Annotated in this window: 20 protein-coding genes; 10 read left to right on the top strand and 10 right to left on the bottom strand. The window is 60.2% G+C overall.

Going from position 1 to position 17,813, the window contains the following annotated elements; genetic code table 11:
• The first annotated feature begins 135 nt into the window (after positions 1-135).
• The 8 genes from VWZ81_RS07120 (at position 136) to aat (ending at position 7,416) form a co-directional block, all read left to right on the top strand.
• Entirely contained in the window at positions 136-1,158 is a 1,023-nt protein-coding gene (locus VWZ81_RS07120) for a branched-chain amino acid ABC transporter permease (protein ID WP_340545324.1), read from the top strand.
• Positions 1,159-1,162: 4 nt separating this feature from the next.
• Positions 1,163-2,365, top strand: coding sequence for a branched-chain amino acid ABC transporter permease (locus VWZ81_RS07125; RefSeq protein WP_340545323.1), 1,203 nt, complete (start codon positions 1,163-1,165; stop codon positions 2,363-2,365).
• A gap of 12 nt (positions 2,366-2,377) precedes the next feature.
• Positions 2,378-3,133: an ABC transporter ATP-binding protein gene (locus VWZ81_RS07130; RefSeq protein ID WP_340545322.1), complete on the top strand. Its 756-nt coding sequence runs from the start codon at positions 2,378-2,380 to the stop codon at positions 3,131-3,133.
• A gap of 11 nt (positions 3,134-3,144) precedes the next feature.
• A complete protein-coding gene (locus VWZ81_RS07135; RefSeq protein WP_340545321.1) occupies positions 3,145-3,900 on the top strand; it encodes an ABC transporter ATP-binding protein in 756 nt (251 codons plus the stop codon).
• Positions 3,901-4,101: 201 nt separating this feature from the next.
• Positions 4,102-4,638 (top strand): PAS and helix-turn-helix domain-containing protein, encoded by a 537-nt coding sequence (locus tag VWZ81_RS07140; RefSeq protein ID WP_340545320.1) that lies wholly within the window; start codon positions 4,102-4,104, stop codon positions 4,636-4,638.
• Positions 4,639-4,798: 160 nt separating this feature from the next.
• Positions 4,799-5,293, top strand: a complete 495-nt coding sequence (gene accB / locus VWZ81_RS07145; RefSeq protein ID WP_340545319.1) for an acetyl-CoA carboxylase biotin carboxyl carrier protein — start codon at positions 4,799-4,801, stop codon at positions 5,291-5,293.
• A gap of 9 nt (positions 5,294-5,302) precedes the next feature.
• Positions 5,303-6,655 (top strand): acetyl-CoA carboxylase biotin carboxylase subunit, encoded by a 1,353-nt coding sequence (gene accC / locus VWZ81_RS07150; RefSeq protein ID WP_340545318.1) that lies wholly within the window; start codon positions 5,303-5,305, stop codon positions 6,653-6,655.
• A 128-nt stretch (positions 6,656-6,783) separates the two neighbouring features.
• Entirely contained in the window at positions 6,784-7,416 is a 633-nt protein-coding gene (aat, locus tag VWZ81_RS07155; protein ID WP_416536180.1) for a leucyl/phenylalanyl-tRNA--protein transferase, read from the top strand.
• Here aat and VWZ81_RS07160 read toward each other — a convergent pair.
• The 3 genes from VWZ81_RS07160 to VWZ81_RS07170 all read right to left on the bottom strand — a co-directional run bounded on the left by VWZ81_RS07160 (position 7,380) and on the right by VWZ81_RS07170 (position 8,676).
• The gene (locus tag VWZ81_RS07160) at positions 7,380-7,742 is read right to left on the bottom strand and encodes a DUF2155 domain-containing protein (RefSeq protein WP_416542403.1); all 363 of its coding nucleotides are present in this window, start codon (positions 7,740-7,742) and stop codon (positions 7,380-7,382) included. The two genes, aat and VWZ81_RS07160, sit on opposite strands and share 37 nt — an antisense overlap.
• Complete coding sequence (gene mlaD, locus VWZ81_RS07165) at positions 7,742-8,194, bottom strand: outer membrane lipid asymmetry maintenance protein MlaD (RefSeq protein ID WP_340545315.1); 453 nt, start codon at positions 8,192-8,194, stop codon at positions 7,742-7,744. The genes VWZ81_RS07160 and mlaD overlap by 1 nt, the downstream gene beginning before the upstream one ends.
• 95 nt (positions 8,195-8,289) lie before the next feature.
• On the bottom strand, positions 8,290-8,676 hold the full coding sequence (locus VWZ81_RS07170) for an NADH:ubiquinone oxidoreductase subunit NDUFA12 (RefSeq protein WP_416542404.1): 387 nt from the start codon (positions 8,674-8,676) through the stop codon (positions 8,290-8,292).
• Positions 8,677-8,848: 172 nt separating this feature from the next.
• Here VWZ81_RS07170 and VWZ81_RS07175 point away from each other — a divergent pair, with 172 nt between their 5' ends.
• The gene (locus tag VWZ81_RS07175) at positions 8,849-9,136 is read left to right on the top strand and encodes a hypothetical protein (protein ID WP_416542405.1); all 288 of its coding nucleotides are present in this window, start codon (positions 8,849-8,851) and stop codon (positions 9,134-9,136) included.
• 29 nt (positions 9,137-9,165) lie between these two features.
• On the opposite strand, the gene VWZ81_RS07180 is transcribed toward VWZ81_RS07175, so the two are convergent.
• From VWZ81_RS07180 to VWZ81_RS07190, 3 genes are all read right to left on the bottom strand, one after another.
• Positions 9,166-9,525 carry a RidA family protein gene (locus VWZ81_RS07180; protein WP_340545312.1) on the bottom strand — a complete coding sequence of 120 codons (360 nt, stop codon included), beginning with the start codon at positions 9,523-9,525 and terminating at the stop codon, positions 9,166-9,168.
• Between the two features lie 106 nt (positions 9,526-9,631).
• Positions 9,632-10,900 carry an ATP-dependent Clp protease ATP-binding subunit ClpX gene (clpX, locus tag VWZ81_RS07185; RefSeq protein WP_340545311.1) on the bottom strand — a complete coding sequence of 423 codons (1,269 nt, stop codon included), beginning with the start codon at positions 10,898-10,900 and terminating at the stop codon, positions 9,632-9,634.
• 140 nt (positions 10,901-11,040) lie between these two features.
• Positions 11,041-11,673 carry an ATP-dependent Clp protease proteolytic subunit gene (locus tag VWZ81_RS07190; protein WP_340545310.1) on the bottom strand — a complete coding sequence of 211 codons (633 nt, stop codon included), beginning with the start codon at positions 11,671-11,673 and terminating at the stop codon, positions 11,041-11,043.
• Positions 11,674-11,946: 273 nt separating this feature from the next.
• On the opposite strand from VWZ81_RS07190, the gene VWZ81_RS07195 reads away from it, so the two are divergent.
• Complete coding sequence (locus VWZ81_RS07195; protein ID WP_340545309.1) at positions 11,947-12,954, top strand: GlxA family transcriptional regulator; 1,008 nt, start codon at positions 11,947-11,949, stop codon at positions 12,952-12,954.
• A gap of 59 nt (positions 12,955-13,013) precedes the next feature.
• Here VWZ81_RS07195 and VWZ81_RS07200 read toward each other — a convergent pair whose 3' ends face one another.
• The 4 genes from VWZ81_RS07200 to soxC form a co-directional block, all read right to left on the bottom strand.
• Complete coding sequence (locus VWZ81_RS07200) at positions 13,014-13,823, bottom strand: lytic murein transglycosylase (protein ID WP_416542463.1); 810 nt, start codon at positions 13,821-13,823, stop codon at positions 13,014-13,016.
• A 181-nt stretch (positions 13,824-14,004) separates the two neighbouring features.
• Positions 14,005-15,255 carry an Hsp70 family protein gene (locus VWZ81_RS07205; protein ID WP_416542406.1) on the bottom strand — a complete coding sequence of 417 codons (1,251 nt, stop codon included), beginning with the start codon at positions 15,253-15,255 and terminating at the stop codon, positions 14,005-14,007.
• Positions 15,256-15,439: 184 nt separating this feature from the next.
• On the bottom strand, positions 15,440-16,471 hold the full coding sequence (locus tag VWZ81_RS07210) for a c-type cytochrome (RefSeq protein WP_416542464.1): 1,032 nt from the start codon (positions 16,469-16,471) through the stop codon (positions 15,440-15,442).
• 61 nt (positions 16,472-16,532) lie between these two features.
• Positions 16,533-17,804, bottom strand: coding sequence for a sulfite dehydrogenase (soxC, locus tag VWZ81_RS07215; protein ID WP_416538631.1), 1,272 nt, complete (start codon positions 17,802-17,804; stop codon positions 16,533-16,535).
• Between the last annotated feature and the right edge of the window lie 9 nt (positions 17,805-17,813).

Here is a 17,813-nt window from a genome sequence, read left to right on the forward strand (position 1 = left end):
CACTCTCAACGGTGCCCGTCCCGTCACTCTCCCGGCTTGACCCTGCCCGACATGTCTAGACGACAGGACCAGCGCCAGCGGCGCTGAACAGCCGACTTATGCCAATTCCAGACGGACCAACCGAAGGTGGGGACAATGGACGCAATCCTATTGCAAATCTTGAACGGGCTCGACAAGGGCTCGGCCTATGCGCTGATCGCGCTGGGTCTGACACTCATCTTTGGCACGCTCGGCGTGGTGAACTTTGCCCATGGGGCGCTGTTCATGATCGGCGCGTTCTGTGCGGTCACCGTGCAACGCGTCCTGAGCCTCAGCTTTGAAACCGTGGATGAAACCCAGAAGGATTTTCTGGGCAATCCGCTCAAGGTGAAAACCCCCTATGTGGAGAGTTGGTTCGGCCCCGAGGTGGGCGGTGCCATCGTCGACTGGGCCGTGCCGTTGGCGATCCTATTTGCCATCCCGATCATGATTACGGTTGGCTATGTGATGGAACGCGGGCTGATCAAGCATTTCTACAAGCGCCCCCATGCGGATCAGATTCTGGTGACCTTTGGCCTCGCCATCGTGTTGCAGGAGGTGGTGAAATATTTCTACGGCGCCAACCCGATCCAGACGCCTGCGCCCGATGCGCTGAACGGCGTGATCAATCTGGGTGCGATCATCGGCCTCGACATCATCTATCCGGTCTGGCGCGTGGTCTATTTCGGCTTTGCCCTTGTGATCATCGGCGGCATCTTCTCCTTCCTGCAGTTTACCACATTCGGCATGGTGGTGCGCGCCGGTATGGCCGACCGCGAAACCGTCGGGCTGCTGGGGATCAATATCGACCGCCGCTTCACCATCATGTTCGGCATCGCGGCCGCCGTCGCGGGACTGGCCGGCGTTATGTACACACCGATCAACTCCCCCAACTACCACATGGGTATGGATTTCCTGGTGCTGAGCTTTGTGGTGGTGGTTGTCGGAGGTATGGGATCGCTGCCCGGCGCCGTGCTTGCAGGGTTCCTTCTTGGCGTGCTCGAAAGCTTCGCCTCGATGAATGAAATTAAATCCCTGATCCCCGGTATCGACCAGATCATCATCTATGTGGTCGCAATCATCATTCTGCTCACCCGCCCTCGAGGCCTGATGGGCCGCAAAGGTGTGATGGAGGACTAAGCACATGTTCGCACTCAACAAAAAAGACAAGACGCTGCTGCTGGTCGTTGCCATCCTGACCCTGTTTGCACCGTTCATCCTGAACCCCTTCCCGACGGGCAGCGCCCTGGCGCAGTTCAACGCGGGCTACCCGGACCTGATGCAGCGGTTTGTGATCTTCGGGATCTTTGCCATCGGCTTCAACATTCTCTTTGGCCTCACCGGCTACCTGTCCTTTGGTCATGCCGCCTTCCTTGGTGTTGGATCCTATTCAGCGGTCTGGATGTTCAAGCTGCTCAGCATGAACGTGGTTCCGGCCATCGCGCTGTCGGTGATCGTCGCGGGTCTGTTTGCACTGGTGATCGGCTATGTCAGCCTGCGCCGCTCCGGCATCTACTTCTCGATCCTGACGCTGGCATTCGCGCAGATGTCCTTCAATCTGGCCTATTCGGTGCTGACCCCAATCACCAATGGCGAGACCGGCCTGCAGCTGACGCTGGATGACCCGCGCATTCTGGGCGTGTCGGCGACCGCTGATGGCTCGATCCCGGTGACCAGCCTCTTTGGCCTGGAGATGCGCTCGACCTTCGAGATGGTCGTGGGTCCGTGGGCCTTCCAGTTCAACGCGGGCTACTACCTCTGCGCACTGATCCTGCTGGCCGCATTCTACCTGTCGATCCGTATCTTCCGCTCGCCCTTTGGTCTGATGCTGAAGGCGGTGAAATCGAACCAGCAGCGGATGAACTACACCGGCCTGAACACCCGACCCTACACGCTGGCTGCCTTTGTGATCTCGGGCATGTATGCCGGTCTCGCTGGCGGCCTGATGGCCTCAATGGACCCGCTGGCAGGCGCCGAACGGATGCAGTGGACCGCCTCTGGTGAAGTGGTTCTGATGACAATCCTCGGCGGAGCAGGCACCCTGATCGGGCCAGTTCTGGGCGCAGGGTTCATCAAATACTTCGAGAACATCTTCTCCAAGATCAACGACAACGTCCTGCACAGCTGGTTCAGCTTCATGCCCGACGGGATCGAGGATGCGATGGTCTTCATCGTCCACCCCTTCATCGGCAAGGGCTGGCACCTGACGCTGGGCATCCTGTTCATGCTGGTTGTGATCTTCCTGCCCGGTGGCCTGGTCGAAGGCGGACAGAAGCTGCGCGGCTGGATCCAGGGGCGCAAACACGAAAAAGACAGCCCCTCGGGCAAAACTGAACCTGCGGAATAAGGAGCAAGACCAATGGGTATCCTTGAAGTCAAAAACGTAGGCAAACGGTTCGGCGGCCTTCAGGCGCTGTCAGAGGTGAACCTCAGCGTGCGCGAAAACACGGTCCATGCCATCATCGGCCCCAATGGTGCAGGCAAATCGACCCTTCTGAACTGCCTGGTGGGCAAACTGATCCCGGATACAGGGTCGGTGATGTTTGACGGCAAATCCGTTCTGGGCCGCGCGCCCTATGAGATCAACCAGATGGGCATTTCCCGCGTTTTCCAGACGCCAGAGATCTTTGGCGACCTCTCGGTGCTGGAGAACATGATGATCCCCTGCTTTGCCAAACGCGACGGCGCCTTTGAGATGAATGCGATCAGCGCCGTCTCCAGCCAGCGCGACATTCTGGAAAAGGCAGAGCATATGCTGGAGGAGATGAACATGGCCGATAAACGGCACATGAACGCGGCCTCCATGTCACGCGGAGATAAGCGACGGCTTGAGATTGGCATGTGTCTGTCACAAGAACCGCGCCTCCTGTTGCTGGACGAACCCACAGCGGGCATGGCGCGGGCCGATACCAACAACACCATTGATCTGCTGAAACAGATCAAGTCCGAGCGCGACATCACCATCGCGATCATCGAACACGACATGCACGTCGTATTCTCGCTGGCGGACCGGATCACCGTGCTGGCGCAGGGCAAACCACTGGTGGAGGATGATCCGCAAAACATCAAAGGCAACCCGAAGGTGCGCGAAGCCTACCTCGGCGAGTCGGCGTAAGGAGATCACAGATGAACGTCAAACCCGACTTTTCCAAACACGCCAACCACGCCACCACGGCCCCGGCCTTTCTCTCGGTCTGGGACATGCACGCCTATTACGGCGAGAGCTACATCGTTCAGGGCATTTCCTTCAATGTGCATGAAGGTGAGATCCTGGCGCTTCTGGGTCGCAACGGCGCTGGCAAGACTTCGACCCTGCGTTCCATCGCGCGCACGGGTTCACCGATGGTGACCAAGGGTGAAATCTGGCTCGATCATCAGCCGCTGCACACGATGTCCTCGCATGAGGCTTCGGCGGCGGGCCTGGGTCTGGTGCCGGAAGATCGCCGCATCATCCCCGGCCTAACGGTTGAGGAAAACCTGCAGCTGGCCCAGATTGCCCCGCCCATCGGCTGGTCGATCGAACGTCTATATGAACTGTTCCCGCGTCTTGGCGAGCGGCGCAAGCAAGAGGGCGTGACCCTCTCCGGTGGGGAGCAGCAGATGCTGGCCATCGCCCGCGCGCTGGCCCGTGACATCAAGGTGCTGCTGCTCGACGAACCCTATGAAGGTCTGGCCCCCGTGATCGTCGATGAGATCGAAAAGACCCTCATCCACATCAAACAGCAGGGCATCACCACCGTCATCGTCGAACAGAACGCGGTGCGCGCTCTGGAACTGGCCGACCGCGCGGTGATCCTCGACACCGGAGGCATCGTCTTTGATGGCTCAGCGGCCGAGGTTCTGGAAAACGAGGAACTGCGCGCCGAATATCTGGCCATCTGATCCAAACACTCCCCGTCGGGTCGGTACGAATGGCCGACCTTGGCACCTTGGGGCTGATGCCAGTGCATCAGCCCTTTTTTGGTGCCGCATCCGCGCGGAATCCCGGACAATGAAGGCCTGCCACCACGAGACAGATCGGCACTGGCCCCTATCGGGCGGAATTCGCTTTGCTTTGCACAATAACAGCGGTTATCTGCCCGCATGACCGATCTCGCCTTTGAATTTGCCCCGGTGGGGCTGGCTTTGCTTGACAAACGGGTGATCCAGCGCTGCAACCGGCAGTTTGCCGAAACCTTTGGCGGCGCCAGCGCCAGTTATGTCGGCCTGCCCATCGCCGAGCTTTACCCCAGTCAGGAAGACTTCCAGCGGATTGGAGATCGGCTGCAACAGGCGGATGCGCAATCCGGCCACTATAACGACGAACGGATCATGCGCCGTCGCAACGGCGATCTGTTCTGGTGCCGGGTGCGCGGGCGGTCGCTGACACCGGAGCAGCATTTTCGCAGCGGTGTCTGGAGCTTTGCCGATATTTCAGACGACCGACCGGTGGTCAGCCTCACCCCGCGCGAGCGGGATGTGGCGATCCTTACCTGCCGCGGGCTGTCGGCCAAGGAAATCGGTGCGGAACTGAACCTTTCGTATCGCACGATAGAAACCCATCGCGCCCATCTCCTGGTCAAATTCTCCGCCCGCAAGCTGCCGGAACTGGTGGCAAAACTGACCGGAATGCCGCTCTGAGCTCTGATCTGCGCGACGAGATTGCAAATCCTGCCAATGGCGCTCATGTTAGCGGCTATCTTGTCAGCGCTTTCCTTGTGGTAAAGCATACCCTATAAGCGCCTTCAATTCTTATGCCCGTAGGGATCTGCGGGCCTGTCGGAACCGGCTGAGGACAACAATGACAAATAAGACCCACGAAGCAGACGTATCCTTCATCAAAGCGCTGGCGGAACTGCTGCGCGACAATGATCTGACCGAATTGCAGGTCAAACGTGACTACGGCGAAGACGACAGCCTGAACGTGCGCGTATCGCGCCAGACCATGGCCGCGGCCCCTGTACAGGCTTATGCCGCACCGGCCCCGGTGGCCGCGGCAGCTGCCCCGGCGGCCGCCGCCCCTGCCGCAGCACCCGCCGCCGCAGAGGATCCCGCCAGCCACCCCGGCGCCGTTCCCTCGCCGATGGTCGGGACCGTCTACACCCAGCCCGAACCGGGCGCGCCTACCTTTGTAAAAGTTGGCGATCAGGTGGCCGAGGGCGATACCCTCTTGATCGTCGAAGCCATGAAGACCATGAACCACATCCCGGCCCCGAAGGCCGGCACCATCAAGCGTATCCTCGTCGAAGACGGCGCAGCGGTCGAATTCGGAACGCCGCTGGTCATCATCGAGTAAGGGTCCAACATGTTTGATAAGATCCTGATTGCCAACCGAGGTGAGATCGCGCTGCGCGTGATCCGCGCCTGCCGGGAAATGGGTATCAAGTCGGTTGCCGTGCATTCCACCGCTGACGCGGATGCGATGCATGTTCGCATGGCCGACGAATCCGTCTGTATCGGACCGCCGTCCGGCACCCACAGCTACCTGTCGATCCCCGCCATCATCTCCGCCTGCGAGATCACCGGTGCTCAGGCGATCCATCCCGGCTATGGCTTCCTGTCGGAGAATGCCAATTTCGTTCAGATCGTCGAAGACCACGGGCTGACCTTTATCGGCCCCACCGCGGAACATATCCGCGTCATGGGCGACAAGATCACCGCCAAGGACACCATGAAGGATCTGGGCGTGCCCTGCGTGCCCGGCTCCGATGGTGGTGTACCGGATCTGGAAACTGCCAAGAAAATTGGCGAGGACATCGGCTATCCGGTGATCATCAAGGCCACCGCCGGCGGTGGCGGACGTGGCATGAAGGTAGCCAAGACCGCCGCCGACATGGAACAGGCCTTCATGACTGCCCGCGCCGAAGGCAAAGCCGCCTTTGGCAACGATGAGGTCTATATCGAGAAATACCTGACCACACCGCGCCACATCGAGATCCAGGTCTTTGGCGACGGCAAGGGCAATGCCGTTCATCTGGGCGAGCGCGACTGTTCACTGCAGCGGCGCCACCAGAAGGTTTTCGAAGAGGCTCCCGGCCCCTGCATTACCCCAGAGGAACGCGCGCGGATCGGCAAGACCTGTGCGGATGCTGTTGCAAAGATCAATTACATTGGCGCTGGCACCATCGAGTTCCTCTATGAAAACGGTGAATTCTACTTCATCGAGATGAACACCCGCCTGCAGGTGGAACATCCGGTCACCGAGAGCATTTTCGGTGTCGATCTGGTGCGCGAGCAGATCCGGGTCGCCGAAGGCCTGCCGATGTCGTTCACACAGGACGATCTGGAGATCAACGGTCACTCGATCGAGGTGCGGATCAACGCCGAGAAACTGCCGAACTTCTCGCCCTGTCCGGGCAAGATCACCCAGTATCACGCCCCCGGCGGGCTGGGTGTGCGGATGGATTCGGCGCTTTACGACGGCTATTCGATCCCGCCCTACTACGACAGCCTGATTGGCAAGCTGATCGTGCATGGCCGCGACCGGCCAGAGGCCTTGGCGCGTCTCAGCCGTGCCCTGGGAGAGCTGATCGTGGATGGTGTCGACACCACCGTTCCGCTGTTCCACGCGCTGCTCGAAGAGAAGGATATCCACACCGGGCAGTACAATATTCATTGGCTGGAAAAATGGCTGGAAACCAATCTCGGTAACGCCTGATCATTCGGGGCGGCCTTGCGGGGCCGCCTTTTTTCTTTCCCGCTGCCCGATTTTTACCCCTGCCCTTTGCCTTGTATCATCGCGTTTTCCATTTCCCCGGACCCACGATCCCGTTTTAGACTAGCCTTATGACCCTCACGCCAGAACTGCTGCTTCACGCCTATTCCGTCGGCGTTTTTCCCATGGCCGAGAGCCGGGACGACCCCGACGTTTTCTGGGTAGATCCGAAGCGGCGCGGCGTGTTCCCGATCGGTGGATTTCATCTGTCGCGCTCGCTGGCCAAAACCCTGCGAAAGGGGGGGCATGAAATTGCCGTGAACCGGGATTTTGCCGCAGTGCTTGACGGCTGTGCCGATCGCGCCGAGACATGGATCAACCCAGAAATCCGCGCCCGCTACATTGATCTGCACCAGCAGGGCAACGCCCATTCGCTTGAGGTTTATCACGCAGGTGAGCTGACAGGCGGCGTCTATGGGGTTGTGCTGGGCGGTGCGTTCTTCGGTGAGAGCATGTTCTCCCGGCGCCGGGACGCGTCAAAGATCGCATTGGCCTATCTGATGGATCGGCTGCAACAGACGGGTTTCACCCTCTGTGATACGCAGTTCCTGACGCCGCATCTCGCCTCTCTCGGCGCGGTCGAGATCAGCCGGGCGCGCTATCGCCGCCAATTGCGGGAGGCGCTGGATATTGACGCGGATTTTACCGCCGCCCCCCTGCCCACGCCTCAGGCGTTGGTGCAGCGCATCACCCAGATATCATAGCGGCTGTGATCCAGCGCGTTCAAAGCCGGGCTTGACGCGATCATCCAGCCGTCAAAATAAACCGTGGCATCATTGGGATTGCGCACCGTCACATAGGCATAGGCATCGCCGGTTGGGTTGTCGGCAGGAAAGCGGCATTCCTGCAGGCTGACGATCACGCCAAATATCTCAGCGCTGCCGCCCACCGGAATTTCCAGATCCTGCGTCTGACCATTGACCTTGTCGAGGCCGCGCAGAACGGCGGAGGTGCCATTTTCAGCAGCCCCCTGCGCGCAAGCGGCACCCGTGGCCATCACAAGTGCAAAAAGCGCCGCTATCAGACGCATCAGCCTTCGTCTCCGCTGCCTGCAACAAATTTCACCAGAAGCGAGATCAGGCTGACAGCGCCCTGAGTGTCCTCCACCGCGTCCCCCGCCTCAAAGGCAAAGGGCGATCCGCCAGGCATCACCTCAACGAAGTTGCCGCCAAGCAAGCCTTCGGAAGAAATCACCACCGCGCTGTCGTCGGGAATCTCGATCCCTTCCTTGACGGAGAACCGGGTATCGGCACGAAAGGTCTGCGGGTTCAGTTCAACACCGGTGACCGTGCCGATCTTGACACCGGCAAGACGGACATCGGTGCCGACGCTCACCCCTTCCAGAGACCGGAACGAGGCGTTCAGTTCATAAGCAGAGCCGGCGCGCGACAGACCGGCAGCCTGACCGGCATAGACGGCAAATCCGATGGCAGCGGCCAGAACCAGCCCACCTGCCAGAACCTCGGTAGTGTTATGCGACATGCTGTTTCAGCCCCTGCCTTTGGATGGGTCGACACCTGCGCCGACCGGCCAGCGCCGCTGGCGACGCTGTTGTCTCGATCAGATGTGACCGATGCTTATTCCGGCGACCATGCTTCATAGTCGCTGCGTTCCTTGGGAGCTCCGGCTGCGCGGATCGACCCGGTCGGCGCATAGGCCAGCATGGTGCCGGTCAGGTTTTCCTGATGCGGCTTTTCCCAGGGTTTATGCGCCAGAGGTTTTTCGGACGGCACTTCGTCAAACGTGCGGTGCAACCAGCCATGCCAATCTGCCCCGATGCGCGAGGCCTCAACCTCGCCGTTGAACATCACCCAGCGCTTGCTGTCGTCGGCATTGCGATAATACACGTTGCCCTGATCGTCCTCACCCACCTTGGTGCCCTTACGGGCGGTGAAGATACGCGTATTCAGGGTCGAGCCGTTCCACCAGGTCACAGCCCGCAAGAGAGAGTTCAGGATTCCCATCGGTTCCTCCGAAAATTTCGCTTCTGATATGGCGCAATTTGCCGCCAAGGTCCAGACACGCTGCACCCGCCCATAGGGATTGTCGCAAAACTTCTCGGGCATTTGCACAATCGGGCCATAATTGCCGCCTAAGATGCGCGTGAATTCTTAACATCCGATAGCGAGGCCGCCCGTGCGCTTCATCCTTTCTCTGCTCGCGACCCTTATTGTCGCCGTTACCGTGATGGACCTGATGCAAGTGACCAGCCTGATGATCCACGGCGACCGTGCCCAGCAGGGGCCAAAGACGATCCGCCTGGCCGAACCGGATGAAGGAGATTGGCAGCAGATGACAATGAAAACGCTGGACGCGGCGAAATCCATGCTGGGCCTGAATGCAGAACCAGAGAAAAGCGAGTTGCAGAAGCTGATGGAGCGGCGCCGCAAGGAAACCGCCCCTATGCGTAGTTTCGAGTTCTAGCCCGCAGTCGGCCCAGGCCAGAGTTCCCCTTAGGCCGACGCCAGGGCCGTTACCTCGATCTCGATCCGAAACTTGGGATCAATCAGCCCGCATTCGATCATCGTGGCAGCTGGCGGGTTATCGCCAAAGGTCTGCGCCAACAGCGGCCAGCAGGGCTCGAACTCAGCGCGATCGGGCAGGTAGTAGTTCACCCGTACCACATCGGCAAAACTGCTGCCCGCCTGCTCAAGCGCGGCCCCAATGATATTAAGCGCTGACTGGCACTGCGCGACCACGTCGTCCCCCTGTCCCACGGTGCCTGCGACATGCACAAAGCCGCCCGCAACCACAGCGCGGCAATAGCCGATCTTAGCCTCAAATTCGCCTCCGGAGGAAATGCGTTTGATCATGTTCTCTGTCTCTTTCTTACCGAAAATCACATGGAAAAGCGGCGCAAGGTTACCCTCACGCCGCCTTTCAATCATCTCAGCTCTGCCATTGGCATCGCTACAAAGCTTAACCAGCTGTCGCCGACTCTTTTTCGGCGTCGGCGTGGATCATCAGCGGTTGTGCGTCCGAGTTCACAGCCTCTTCGTTCACGACCACTTTCTCGACGCTGTCCATTCCCGGCAGCTCAAACATGGTGTCGAGCAGGATATCCTCCAGAATGGAGCGCAGACCACGGGCGCCGGTTTTGCGTTCGATCGCTTTCTTCGCAATCGCACTCAGCGCTTCCTCGGTAAAGTCCAGCTCGGTATCTTCCAGCTCGAACAGGCGCTGATACTGTTTGACCAGAGCATTCTTCGGCTTGGTCAGAATGGTGATCAGCGCGTCCTCATCCAGATCTTCCAGTGTTGCCAGAACCGGCAGACGGCCGACGAATTCCGGGATCAGGCCGAATTTCAGCAGGTCTTCAGGTTCAAGCTTCTTGAAGGTTTCACCGACACCCGCATCGCTGTCATCACGCACATCCGCGCCAAAGCCCATGGCCGAGCCCTTGCCGCGCTGTTTGATGATCTTGTCGAGACCGGCGAAGGCACCACCGCAGATGAACAGGATATTGGTGGTGTCCACCTGCAGGAATTCCTGCTGCGGATGCTTGCGCCCGCCCTGCGGCGGCACGCTGGCCACGGTACCTTCCATCAGCTTCAGCAGCGCCTGCTGCACCCCCTCGCCCGACACGTCGCGGGTGATCGAGGGGTTTTCCGACTTGCGGGTGATCTTGTCGACCTCGTCGATGTAGACGATGCCGCGCTGCGCACGTTCGACGTTGTATTCCGACGCCTGCAACAGCTTGAGAATGATATTCTCGACATCCTCGCCCACATAACCGGCTTCGGTCAGCGTGGTCGCATCCGCCATGGTGAAGGGCACATCCAGAATACGCGCCAGCGTCTGCGCCAGCAGCGTCTTGCCGCAGCCGGTGGGGCCGATCAGCAAAATGTTGGATTTTGACAATTCGATGTCCGAACCCGCCTTCTGAGCGTGATTCAGGCGCTTGTAGTGGTTGTGCACCGCAACAGACAGCACCCGCTTGGCCATTGCCTGACCGATCACATAATCGTCAAGGACCTCGCAGATGTCCTTCGGCGTCGGAACGCCGTCGGTGGACTTCAGCCCGGAGGCCTTCGTCTCTTCGCGGATGATGTCCATGCACAGTTCGACGCATTCGTCGCAGATGAACACGGTTGGGCCCGCAATAAGCTTGCGTACCTCATGCTGGCTCTTGCCGCAGAAGCTGCAATAAAGCGTGTTCTTACTGTCGCCGCTTGAGTTCGTTGCCATGGTCTACCTTTCCGTCCAGGGCGTGCATGCGCCTCCTGCGCCACCCGTAATATTGGCAGCTTATGCCACAGGCACAGCAGCCACAATCGCAAAGTGTGCCCCGATGACGACGGGGCACACCTGCCAGCTCACACCGCTGATCAGCTGTCCTCGTCGTCCAGCTTGCTGCGGTTTTCGACGATTTCGTCGATCAATCCGAATTCCTTCGCCTCTTCGGGAGACATGAAATTATCCCGCTCCAGCGCGTTCACGATCTTGTCGTATTCCTGGCCGGTGTGCTTGACGTAGATTTCGTTCAGGCGCTTCTTCAGCTTCAGGGTTTCCTCGGCGTGGATCATGATATCCGTCGCCTGCCCTTGGAAGCCACCGGAGGGCTGATGCACCATGACGCGGCTGTTGGGCAGCGAGAACCGCATCCCCGCCTCACCCGCCGTCAGCAGCAGCGAGCCCATGGAGGCCGCCTGGCCGATCACCAGTGTCGAAACCTTCGGCTTGATGTATTGCATGGTGTCATAGATCGACAGACCCGAGGTCACAACGCCGCCGGGGCTGTTGATATACATCGAGATCTCTTTCGACGGGTTCTCCGCCTCGAGGTGCAGCAGCTGGGCCACGATCAGGGAGCTCATGCCGTCGTGAACCGGACCATTAAGGAAAATGATCCGCTCCTTCAGCAGGCGCGAAAAGATATCATAGGCGCGTTCACCGCGGCTGGTCTGTTCCACCACCATCGGCACCAGCGTGTTCATGTATGTTTCTCTTGGATCGACCATATTGACCTGCCTGCTTTGAATTGTATCGGCATCATAGCCGACTGAGTATTACCCGAGTCTTAGTGCCGCCACATTTGGGCTGCAAGGGGCGGCGATTGTTTTTGCGCTGGCCTGTGCCCTGCACCCGAATGCGGCCTCGGTGGCGCAAACAGTCAGGTCCGCGTCGAAAACCATCGCCCCGCCGTCGCAAAAGGTGGGATGCGGGCCGCAGATCGGGGTTAACTAGCAAAGATCACAGACCCAACCGAAACCGGTTTGTTACAGGTTCCCGAAATGATCGATGACTATTTTGTGCAAAAAGGGGCGTCGGCCAATCTGACGATCCCCTTTGACGGTGAGCCGCAGGATTTCTATTTCCTGCTGCTGCCGAAGGCGACGATGCTGCCCATCGCGGCCGCCGTCGAGCCGTTGCGCATTGCCAATCAGGTCACCAATACGCAGCTCTATCGCTGGTATGTGATGACACCGGATGGCGAACCGATCCGCTGCTCAAACGGGATGACCATCACGCCGGACCTGCCAATGGGTCCGCTCCCGGGGGATGCTCTGGCTTTTGTCTGCTCGGGCGTGGAACCGCAGAATGCCGCCAGTGAGACGGTGTTGAACTGGCTGCGGCGCGAACGCCGCTTTGGCCGCTCGATCGGCGGCATCTGCACCGGGGCCTTTGCTCTGGCGCAGGCTGGGCTACTGGGCGAGCATCGGTTCACCCTGCACTGGGAGAACCAGCCCGGTTTTGTCGAGAGATATCCGGACCTGCTCCCATCGCCCCGGATCTTTGAAATCAGCGATACTCTGATGACATGCGGCGGCGGCAATGCAGCCACAGATATGATGCTGAACCTGATCGAGGAACGCCATGGCAAGCAGCTGGCGATCATTGTTGCCGACATGTGCCTGCATGTGCGTACCGGCGGGCAGAGCACACCGCAGAAGTCCAATTACGCGGTCGCAATCGGCAGCCGCAACCAACGGCTGCTGAACGCGCTTCAGCTGATGCAGGAATCAATTGAGGAGCCGCTCTCCATCGGCGAGCTCTGTGATCGGCTGGATATCTCGCGCCGTCAGCTGGAGCGGCTGTTTGCGCGCTATCTCGACCAGAGCCCGATGCATGTCTACTTCGACATGCGGCTCAGCCATGCCTTTGCGCTGATGAACGAGACCTCGATGTCAGTGACCGAGATCGCGCTAGCCTCTGGCTTCAACAGCGCCACGCATTTCTCGCGCCAGTTCAAACGCAAGTTCGGCGCCAGCCCGCATTTTTTCCGCAAGGGGTGGAACTGAGCCGCAGCAGCAGCCGACAGCAGCAGTCTCCCCCCGTTGCGGATGAGCAGGCGGTGTCCTCAGCCGTCGATCTTGCGCCCCATGATGGCCAGCGACTGCTGGTAGACGGTTGCCGCATTCCATTCCTTCAGCACGCGGTAATTCGGCTCCCCCTGTTGGTAGCCACGCCCGGGTTTCCAGCCTTTCTTGCGCAGGAAATGGGCGGTTGAGGCCAGCGCATCCCCCATGTTGTAGAAATCCACCCGCCCGTTGCCATCCCAGTCCACACCGTAGTTGAGCGCATTCCCCGGCAGGAACTGGGTGTGCCCCAGTTCGCCGTGTTTGGCGCCTTTGGTCGCGCCGGTAATGGCGCCCTGATCCACCAGTTTCAGCGCACCAATGGCATGGGGTTTGAAGAAATCGGAGCGGCGGCAGTCGTAGGTCAGCGTCACGATGGCCGAGACCACCTGACTGTCACCCATGTAATTGCCAAACGCAGTTTCCATACCATGAATCGCAATCAGGATCCCGGCCGGAACCCCGAACTTGCGTTCCAAGGCGGCAAAGAACTCCGCATTGCGTGCCTTGCGCTTGCGGCCTTGGGCGATGATCGTATTGGCGCCGCGGATCTGCATGAATTTCTCAAGAGAATAGCGAAAGCTCTTCTGGTTGCGATCTGCGGCGATGGTGCGGCTGGCGTAGCTGGTATTGGCCAGCGCGTTCAGCCCGGCCTGGCGGACGCCGGCGCGTTGCGCCTCCTGGGCGAAATCGCGTTTCCAGGTCTCAAACCCGGCAGAGGTATTGCCGCAGGATGCCGCCATCGCGGCAAGGGGAAGGCCAGAGGCCAGTATCGCGGCGACGGCGATGGCTGACAGTCGACGGCTGAGCAGCAGCGGCGCTCGACGATGAGTGGTGGTGGCATCTGAGGTGAAGGGGCGAAACAACTGGAACATCTTAAAAAACCTGAATCCGAAGCTTATGGGCTGAACCTTCAGTCTAGCTGAAATCTGCGTCGAGACCAGCCATCAGATCACCCCGGCGCAAGCCTATGTCCGGCGTCAGTTCGCGGCCTCAGGCAAACGCGCTGCCCGCAGCCAGCGCCAGACCATCGGCGACAGCTGTCATCGCGTTCTCCGAATATAGCTCAGCGCGCGGACAGAGCTGCTGCATCTGCGTCTGCACCGCCGCAAGCAGGGCTGAACCCCCGACCAGAACCACCCGCGTGACCTGATCACCGCGCAGATCCGCCCGACGAAGGGTCTCGCGGGCGCAGGCGGTGATCTCGTCGATATCGCTCGCCAGGCTCTGCTCAAGCGTCTGCGTGTCCAGGGGCACCGACAGCCCCGGTTCCAGAACCTTCAGATCAATCACCGCGCGGCGGCGATCTGGGTGATTGACCGCGATTTTGCCCCGCTCAACGGCAAAGGCCAGATCGTGCCCCAGCTCATCTTCCAACACGGAGACAAGCCGTGCCAGTTTTTCAGGTTCTTCGGCATTGCGCGCCAGATCCTGCGCGGCGCGGCGACTGTCGGCAGCATAGAGGAAAGGGATCATCTGCCAGGTCGCCAGATCGTTGAACAGCCGGTTGGGTGCAGGCAGGCTGCCGCCGCCAAAACTGTTGCGAATGGCACTGCCGCGCCCCAACAGCGGCATCACGTAATCAATGCTCAGCTGCCGATCGAAATCGGTCCCGCCAAGACGCACGCCATGCGAGGCCAGAATACGCGCGGTCCCATCCCGTGACTGCTCAAAGGCTGTGAAGTCCGAGGTGCCGCCGCCGATATCAACGATCAGGCCGATGCCGGGCTTGGGCAGTGCCGAGCGCAGGGCCGCTTCGGGTTCCAGCATGAAACGGACCTCCTCAAACCCTGCGGCCAGATAGCAGGCGCGCAGGTCCACTTCGGCCTGGGCATCGCGGGCTGCATCCTTGCTGTGAAACAGCACCGGACGGCCTGACAGCGCATGGCTGAACGACTGGCCGGTTGCCGCCTCTGCCCGGGTCTTCAGCTCGGCCAGAAAACGGGCCACGATAGTGACAAAATCGACCAGCTCACCGTTCAGACGACGCTTTTCATACATCAGCGGCGTGCCGAGAAGGCTTTTCAAGGCACGCATGAAGCGGCCTTCGTCCCCATTGATCAACGCGCGGGTGGCTGGCCGCCCGATAATCATCTTGCGACGATCAGGATCAAAGAACACGGCCGTTGGCAGCGTGGTTTCCCCCGGCTCGATCTCCACCAGCCAGGGTCGTCCGTTGACCGCAACACCGGCTGCCGAGTTGGAGGTGCCAAAGTCGATTCCAAGGGTGTTGGGAGTGGTCATGTCTGGCACCTGTCGCTGAGAAAGAACCGGCGTGAGTATCTGAAGACGTTGGGCAAAACAAGTGTTCAGACAGCGGCGGAAAGACACAACTCTGGCGGAACGCAAACCACCACCGCGATAGCCATCGCGGAGGTGGTGGGAGGCAGGCATCGCCTGACGCCCGCACTGAGGAGTGCTGGCGGGGTCAGTCGGCGGTTGCGGCCTTCAGATAAGCGATCACCGCTTCGATATCGGCGTCTTTCTTCAGCCCGGCAAAGGACATCTTGGTCCCTTTCATGTATTTCTTCGGATTTGCGAGAAAGGCCGCAAGCGCGGCCTCATCCCAGACCAGCCCATTTTCTGCCGCCGCTAGCAGCGCCTTGGAATAGCGAAACCCATCAACATGGGCGGCTGGCGAGCCGATGATTCCGTTCAGGATCGGACCGGTTTTCGATTTCGCGCCCGCGCCGATCTGGTGGCAGGATTTGCATTTGCGAAAGGTCTTCTCGCCCTTTGCGACCAGCTCAGGGTCTGGGCCGATGTCTGGGGTAACCTCTGGGGCGACGGCCTCTTTAACGGACGCGCTGTCTGCCGCTGCGGCGGCAACGGCCGGTTCGGCTGCGGTGTCCGCTTGTGTCTCAGCGGCATCAGTTTCGTCCGGCGTCACATCCAGCACCATGGCGCGCATGGTAATCTCGACGCTGTCCTTGCAGCTCTCCATGCAGGGCGAAGCGGTCCAGAAGTGTTTTTCCGCTTCCAGCCGGTCATCCAGAATGAAGCCATCCGCATTGGGCAGCTGCACCCCGGCAAAGGTTTCGTCCGACAGCACAAACTCATCATCGACCAGGTCGTTGGAATAGAGGATATAGGCGACAATCGCATAGACCTCATCCGGGGTCAGAGATTGTGCGTCGCCAAAGGGCATGGAACGGTTCACGTAATCCCACGTGGTCGAGAGATACGGCCAGTAGCTGCCGACAGTTTTCAGCGGATCGTCATGGTCGAGCGTGCCCTGCCCGCCCGCGAGCTTGGGCCAATTGCCCACACCCTCGGCGAAATCGCCGTGGCAGACCGCACATTTTTCGGCAAAGACCTCCTCGCCGGTGAAGACATCGCCCGAGCCTTCGGGTAGCCCGGTGCCATCGGGAGAGACATCGAGATCCCAAGCCGCGATTTCCTCCGGCAAGGCCGGGCGACCGAGGCCGAATTTTTCCGCTGCGGCTGGCGTCACGACCATCGTGGACAAGACAGCCGCTGCAAGCAAACTCCGCCTCCCCTCGGTGGGCTTCATCACCACTTCAAGAAACCTCGACATTTTCCGCCTCCCCGTTTGCCTTGACCCACCAGGTCTGGATGGCGTTGTTGTGATAAATCGAATTCAGCCCCCGCACCTCGCGCAGCTGCGCCTTGGTTGGCTGCACATAGCCCGACGCGTCGCGAGCCCGGCTTTGCAGCAGCATCTCGGACCCGTCCCAGTTGATATCCAGATAGAACCGGGTCAGCGCCTTGTCCGTTCCTGGTGCCGCCAGCCGCGCCTCGGTCCAGGTCTTGCCGCCATCCAGGGACACATCCACGCCAGTGATTGCGCCGCGCCCGGACCAGGCCAGGCCAGTGATCACCAGCGGCCCGGCGCCATGGGTAATAGGTGCCTGAGGGCTTGGGCTGGTCACAACGGATTTTGCGTCCATCTCCCAGGTCCACTTGCGGCTGATGCCATTGGCCAGCGTGTCGGTGTATTTCGAGGTTTCCTCGCGGCTCTCGACCGGACCTGCCATGACCTCGATCCGGCGCAGCCATTTGACCCACATATTGCCTTCCCAGCCGGGCACTACGAGGCGCACCGGATAGCCGTGCTCTTTGCGCAGCGCCTCACCGTTGGCCTTGAAGGCGACCAGCACGTCGTCCATCGCCTTTTCCAGCGGGATCGAGCGCCCGTTGGAGGACGCATCCGCCCCCTCGACATAAACCCATTTGCCTGCGGGGTTTACGCCCGCTTCCTCAAGCAGGGTGCGCAGCGGGACACCGGAATATTCCATGTTGTGGATCATGCCATGGGTGAACTGCGCGCCATTGAGTTGCGCGCCGGCCCACTCCATGCCGGAATTCGCAGCACATTCGCAGAAATAGACGCGATTTTCGCGCGGGAAGCGTTCCAGATCCGCATAGGTAAACACCAAAGGCGTGTCGACCAGGCCGTTGATCATCAGCCGGTAGTCATCCTTGCGCAGCTCAATCGCGCCGGAGTGATGACGTTCAAAGGCGCAGCCTTGCGGGGTGATGGTTCCGTCCAGCGCGTGGATCGGCGTGAAGTTGATCGAGCTGATGGTGTCCGCCGTCAGCCACTCCACATTGCGCCGGACCACGTCGCTTTCGTATTTGATCGGCAGGCCGTAGGGGGTGGTATCCACGCCGTCGCCAAGACCGGATGCCCAGTCCTGCACCTCTGTGATCAGCGGGTCGGGTGTCGCGGCGCCAGCAGAACGGCTCGCCACTGCCCCTGCCCCAACCGCCGCAGCACCGGCCAGAAACTGGCGGCGCGACCGGCTGGTTTGCTTCGGTTTATCAGTCATCTCTGATTG

It is taken from the genome of Phaeobacter sp. JH20_34 (genome assembly GCF_048056095.1).
In the GTDB taxonomy this organism is placed as follows: Bacteria; Pseudomonadota; Alphaproteobacteria; order Rhodobacterales; family Rhodobacteraceae; genus Phaeobacter; species Phaeobacter bryozoorum.

What these genes read in the sequence shown, in the direction of transcription:
- VWZ81_RS07205 (WP_416542406.1), bottom strand. Translation starts at nt 15,255, where the DNA reads ATGACCACTCCCAACACCCTTGGAATCGACTTTGGCACCTCCAACTCG.
- VWZ81_RS07210 (WP_416542464.1), bottom strand. Translation starts at nt 16,471, where the DNA reads ATGGTCGTGACGCCAGCCGCAGCGGAAAAATTCGGCCTCGGTCGCCCG.
- VWZ81_RS07130 (WP_340545322.1), top strand. Translation starts at nt 2,378, where the DNA reads ATGGGTATCCTTGAAGTCAAAAACGTAGGCAAACGGTTCGGCGGCCTT.
- accC (WP_340545318.1), top strand. Translation starts at nt 5,303, where the DNA reads ATGTTTGATAAGATCCTGATTGCCAACCGAGGTGAGATCGCGCTGCGC.
- soxC (WP_416538631.1), bottom strand. Translation starts at nt 17,804, where the DNA reads ATGACTGATAAACCGAAGCAAACCAGCCGGTCGCGCCGCCAGTTTCTG.
- VWZ81_RS07180 (WP_340545312.1), bottom strand. Translation starts at nt 9,525, where the DNA reads ATGATCAAACGCATTTCCTCCGGAGGCGAATTTGAGGCTAAGATCGGC.
- VWZ81_RS07125 (WP_340545323.1), top strand. Translation starts at nt 1,163, where the DNA reads ATGTTCGCACTCAACAAAAAAGACAAGACGCTGCTGCTGGTCGTTGCC.
- mlaD (WP_340545315.1), bottom strand. Translation starts at nt 8,194, where the DNA reads ATGTCGCATAACACTACCGAGGTTCTGGCAGGTGGGCTGGTTCTGGCC.
- VWZ81_RS07190 (WP_340545310.1), bottom strand. Translation starts at nt 11,673, where the DNA reads ATGGTCGATCCAAGAGAAACATACATGAACACGCTGGTGCCGATGGTG.
- VWZ81_RS07160 (WP_416542403.1), bottom strand. Translation starts at nt 7,742, where the DNA reads ATGCGTCTGATAGCGGCGCTTTTTGCACTTGTGATGGCCACGGGTGCC.
- VWZ81_RS07120 (WP_340545324.1), top strand. Translation starts at nt 136, where the DNA reads ATGGACGCAATCCTATTGCAAATCTTGAACGGGCTCGACAAGGGCTCG.
- VWZ81_RS07170 (WP_416542404.1), bottom strand. Translation starts at nt 8,676, where the DNA reads ATGGGAATCCTGAACTCTCTCTTGCGGGCTGTGACCTGGTGGAACGGC.
- aat (WP_416536180.1), top strand. Translation starts at nt 6,784, where the DNA reads ATGACCCTCACGCCAGAACTGCTGCTTCACGCCTATTCCGTCGGCGTT.
- VWZ81_RS07135 (WP_340545321.1), top strand. Translation starts at nt 3,145, where the DNA reads ATGAACGTCAAACCCGACTTTTCCAAACACGCCAACCACGCCACCACG.
- clpX (WP_340545311.1), bottom strand. Translation starts at nt 10,900, where the DNA reads ATGGCAACGAACTCAAGCGGCGACAGTAAGAACACGCTTTATTGCAGC.
- VWZ81_RS07195 (WP_340545309.1), top strand. Translation starts at nt 11,947, where the DNA reads ATGATCGATGACTATTTTGTGCAAAAAGGGGCGTCGGCCAATCTGACG.
- accB (WP_340545319.1), top strand. Translation starts at nt 4,799, where the DNA reads ATGACAAATAAGACCCACGAAGCAGACGTATCCTTCATCAAAGCGCTG.
- VWZ81_RS07140 (WP_340545320.1), top strand. Translation starts at nt 4,102, where the DNA reads ATGACCGATCTCGCCTTTGAATTTGCCCCGGTGGGGCTGGCTTTGCTT.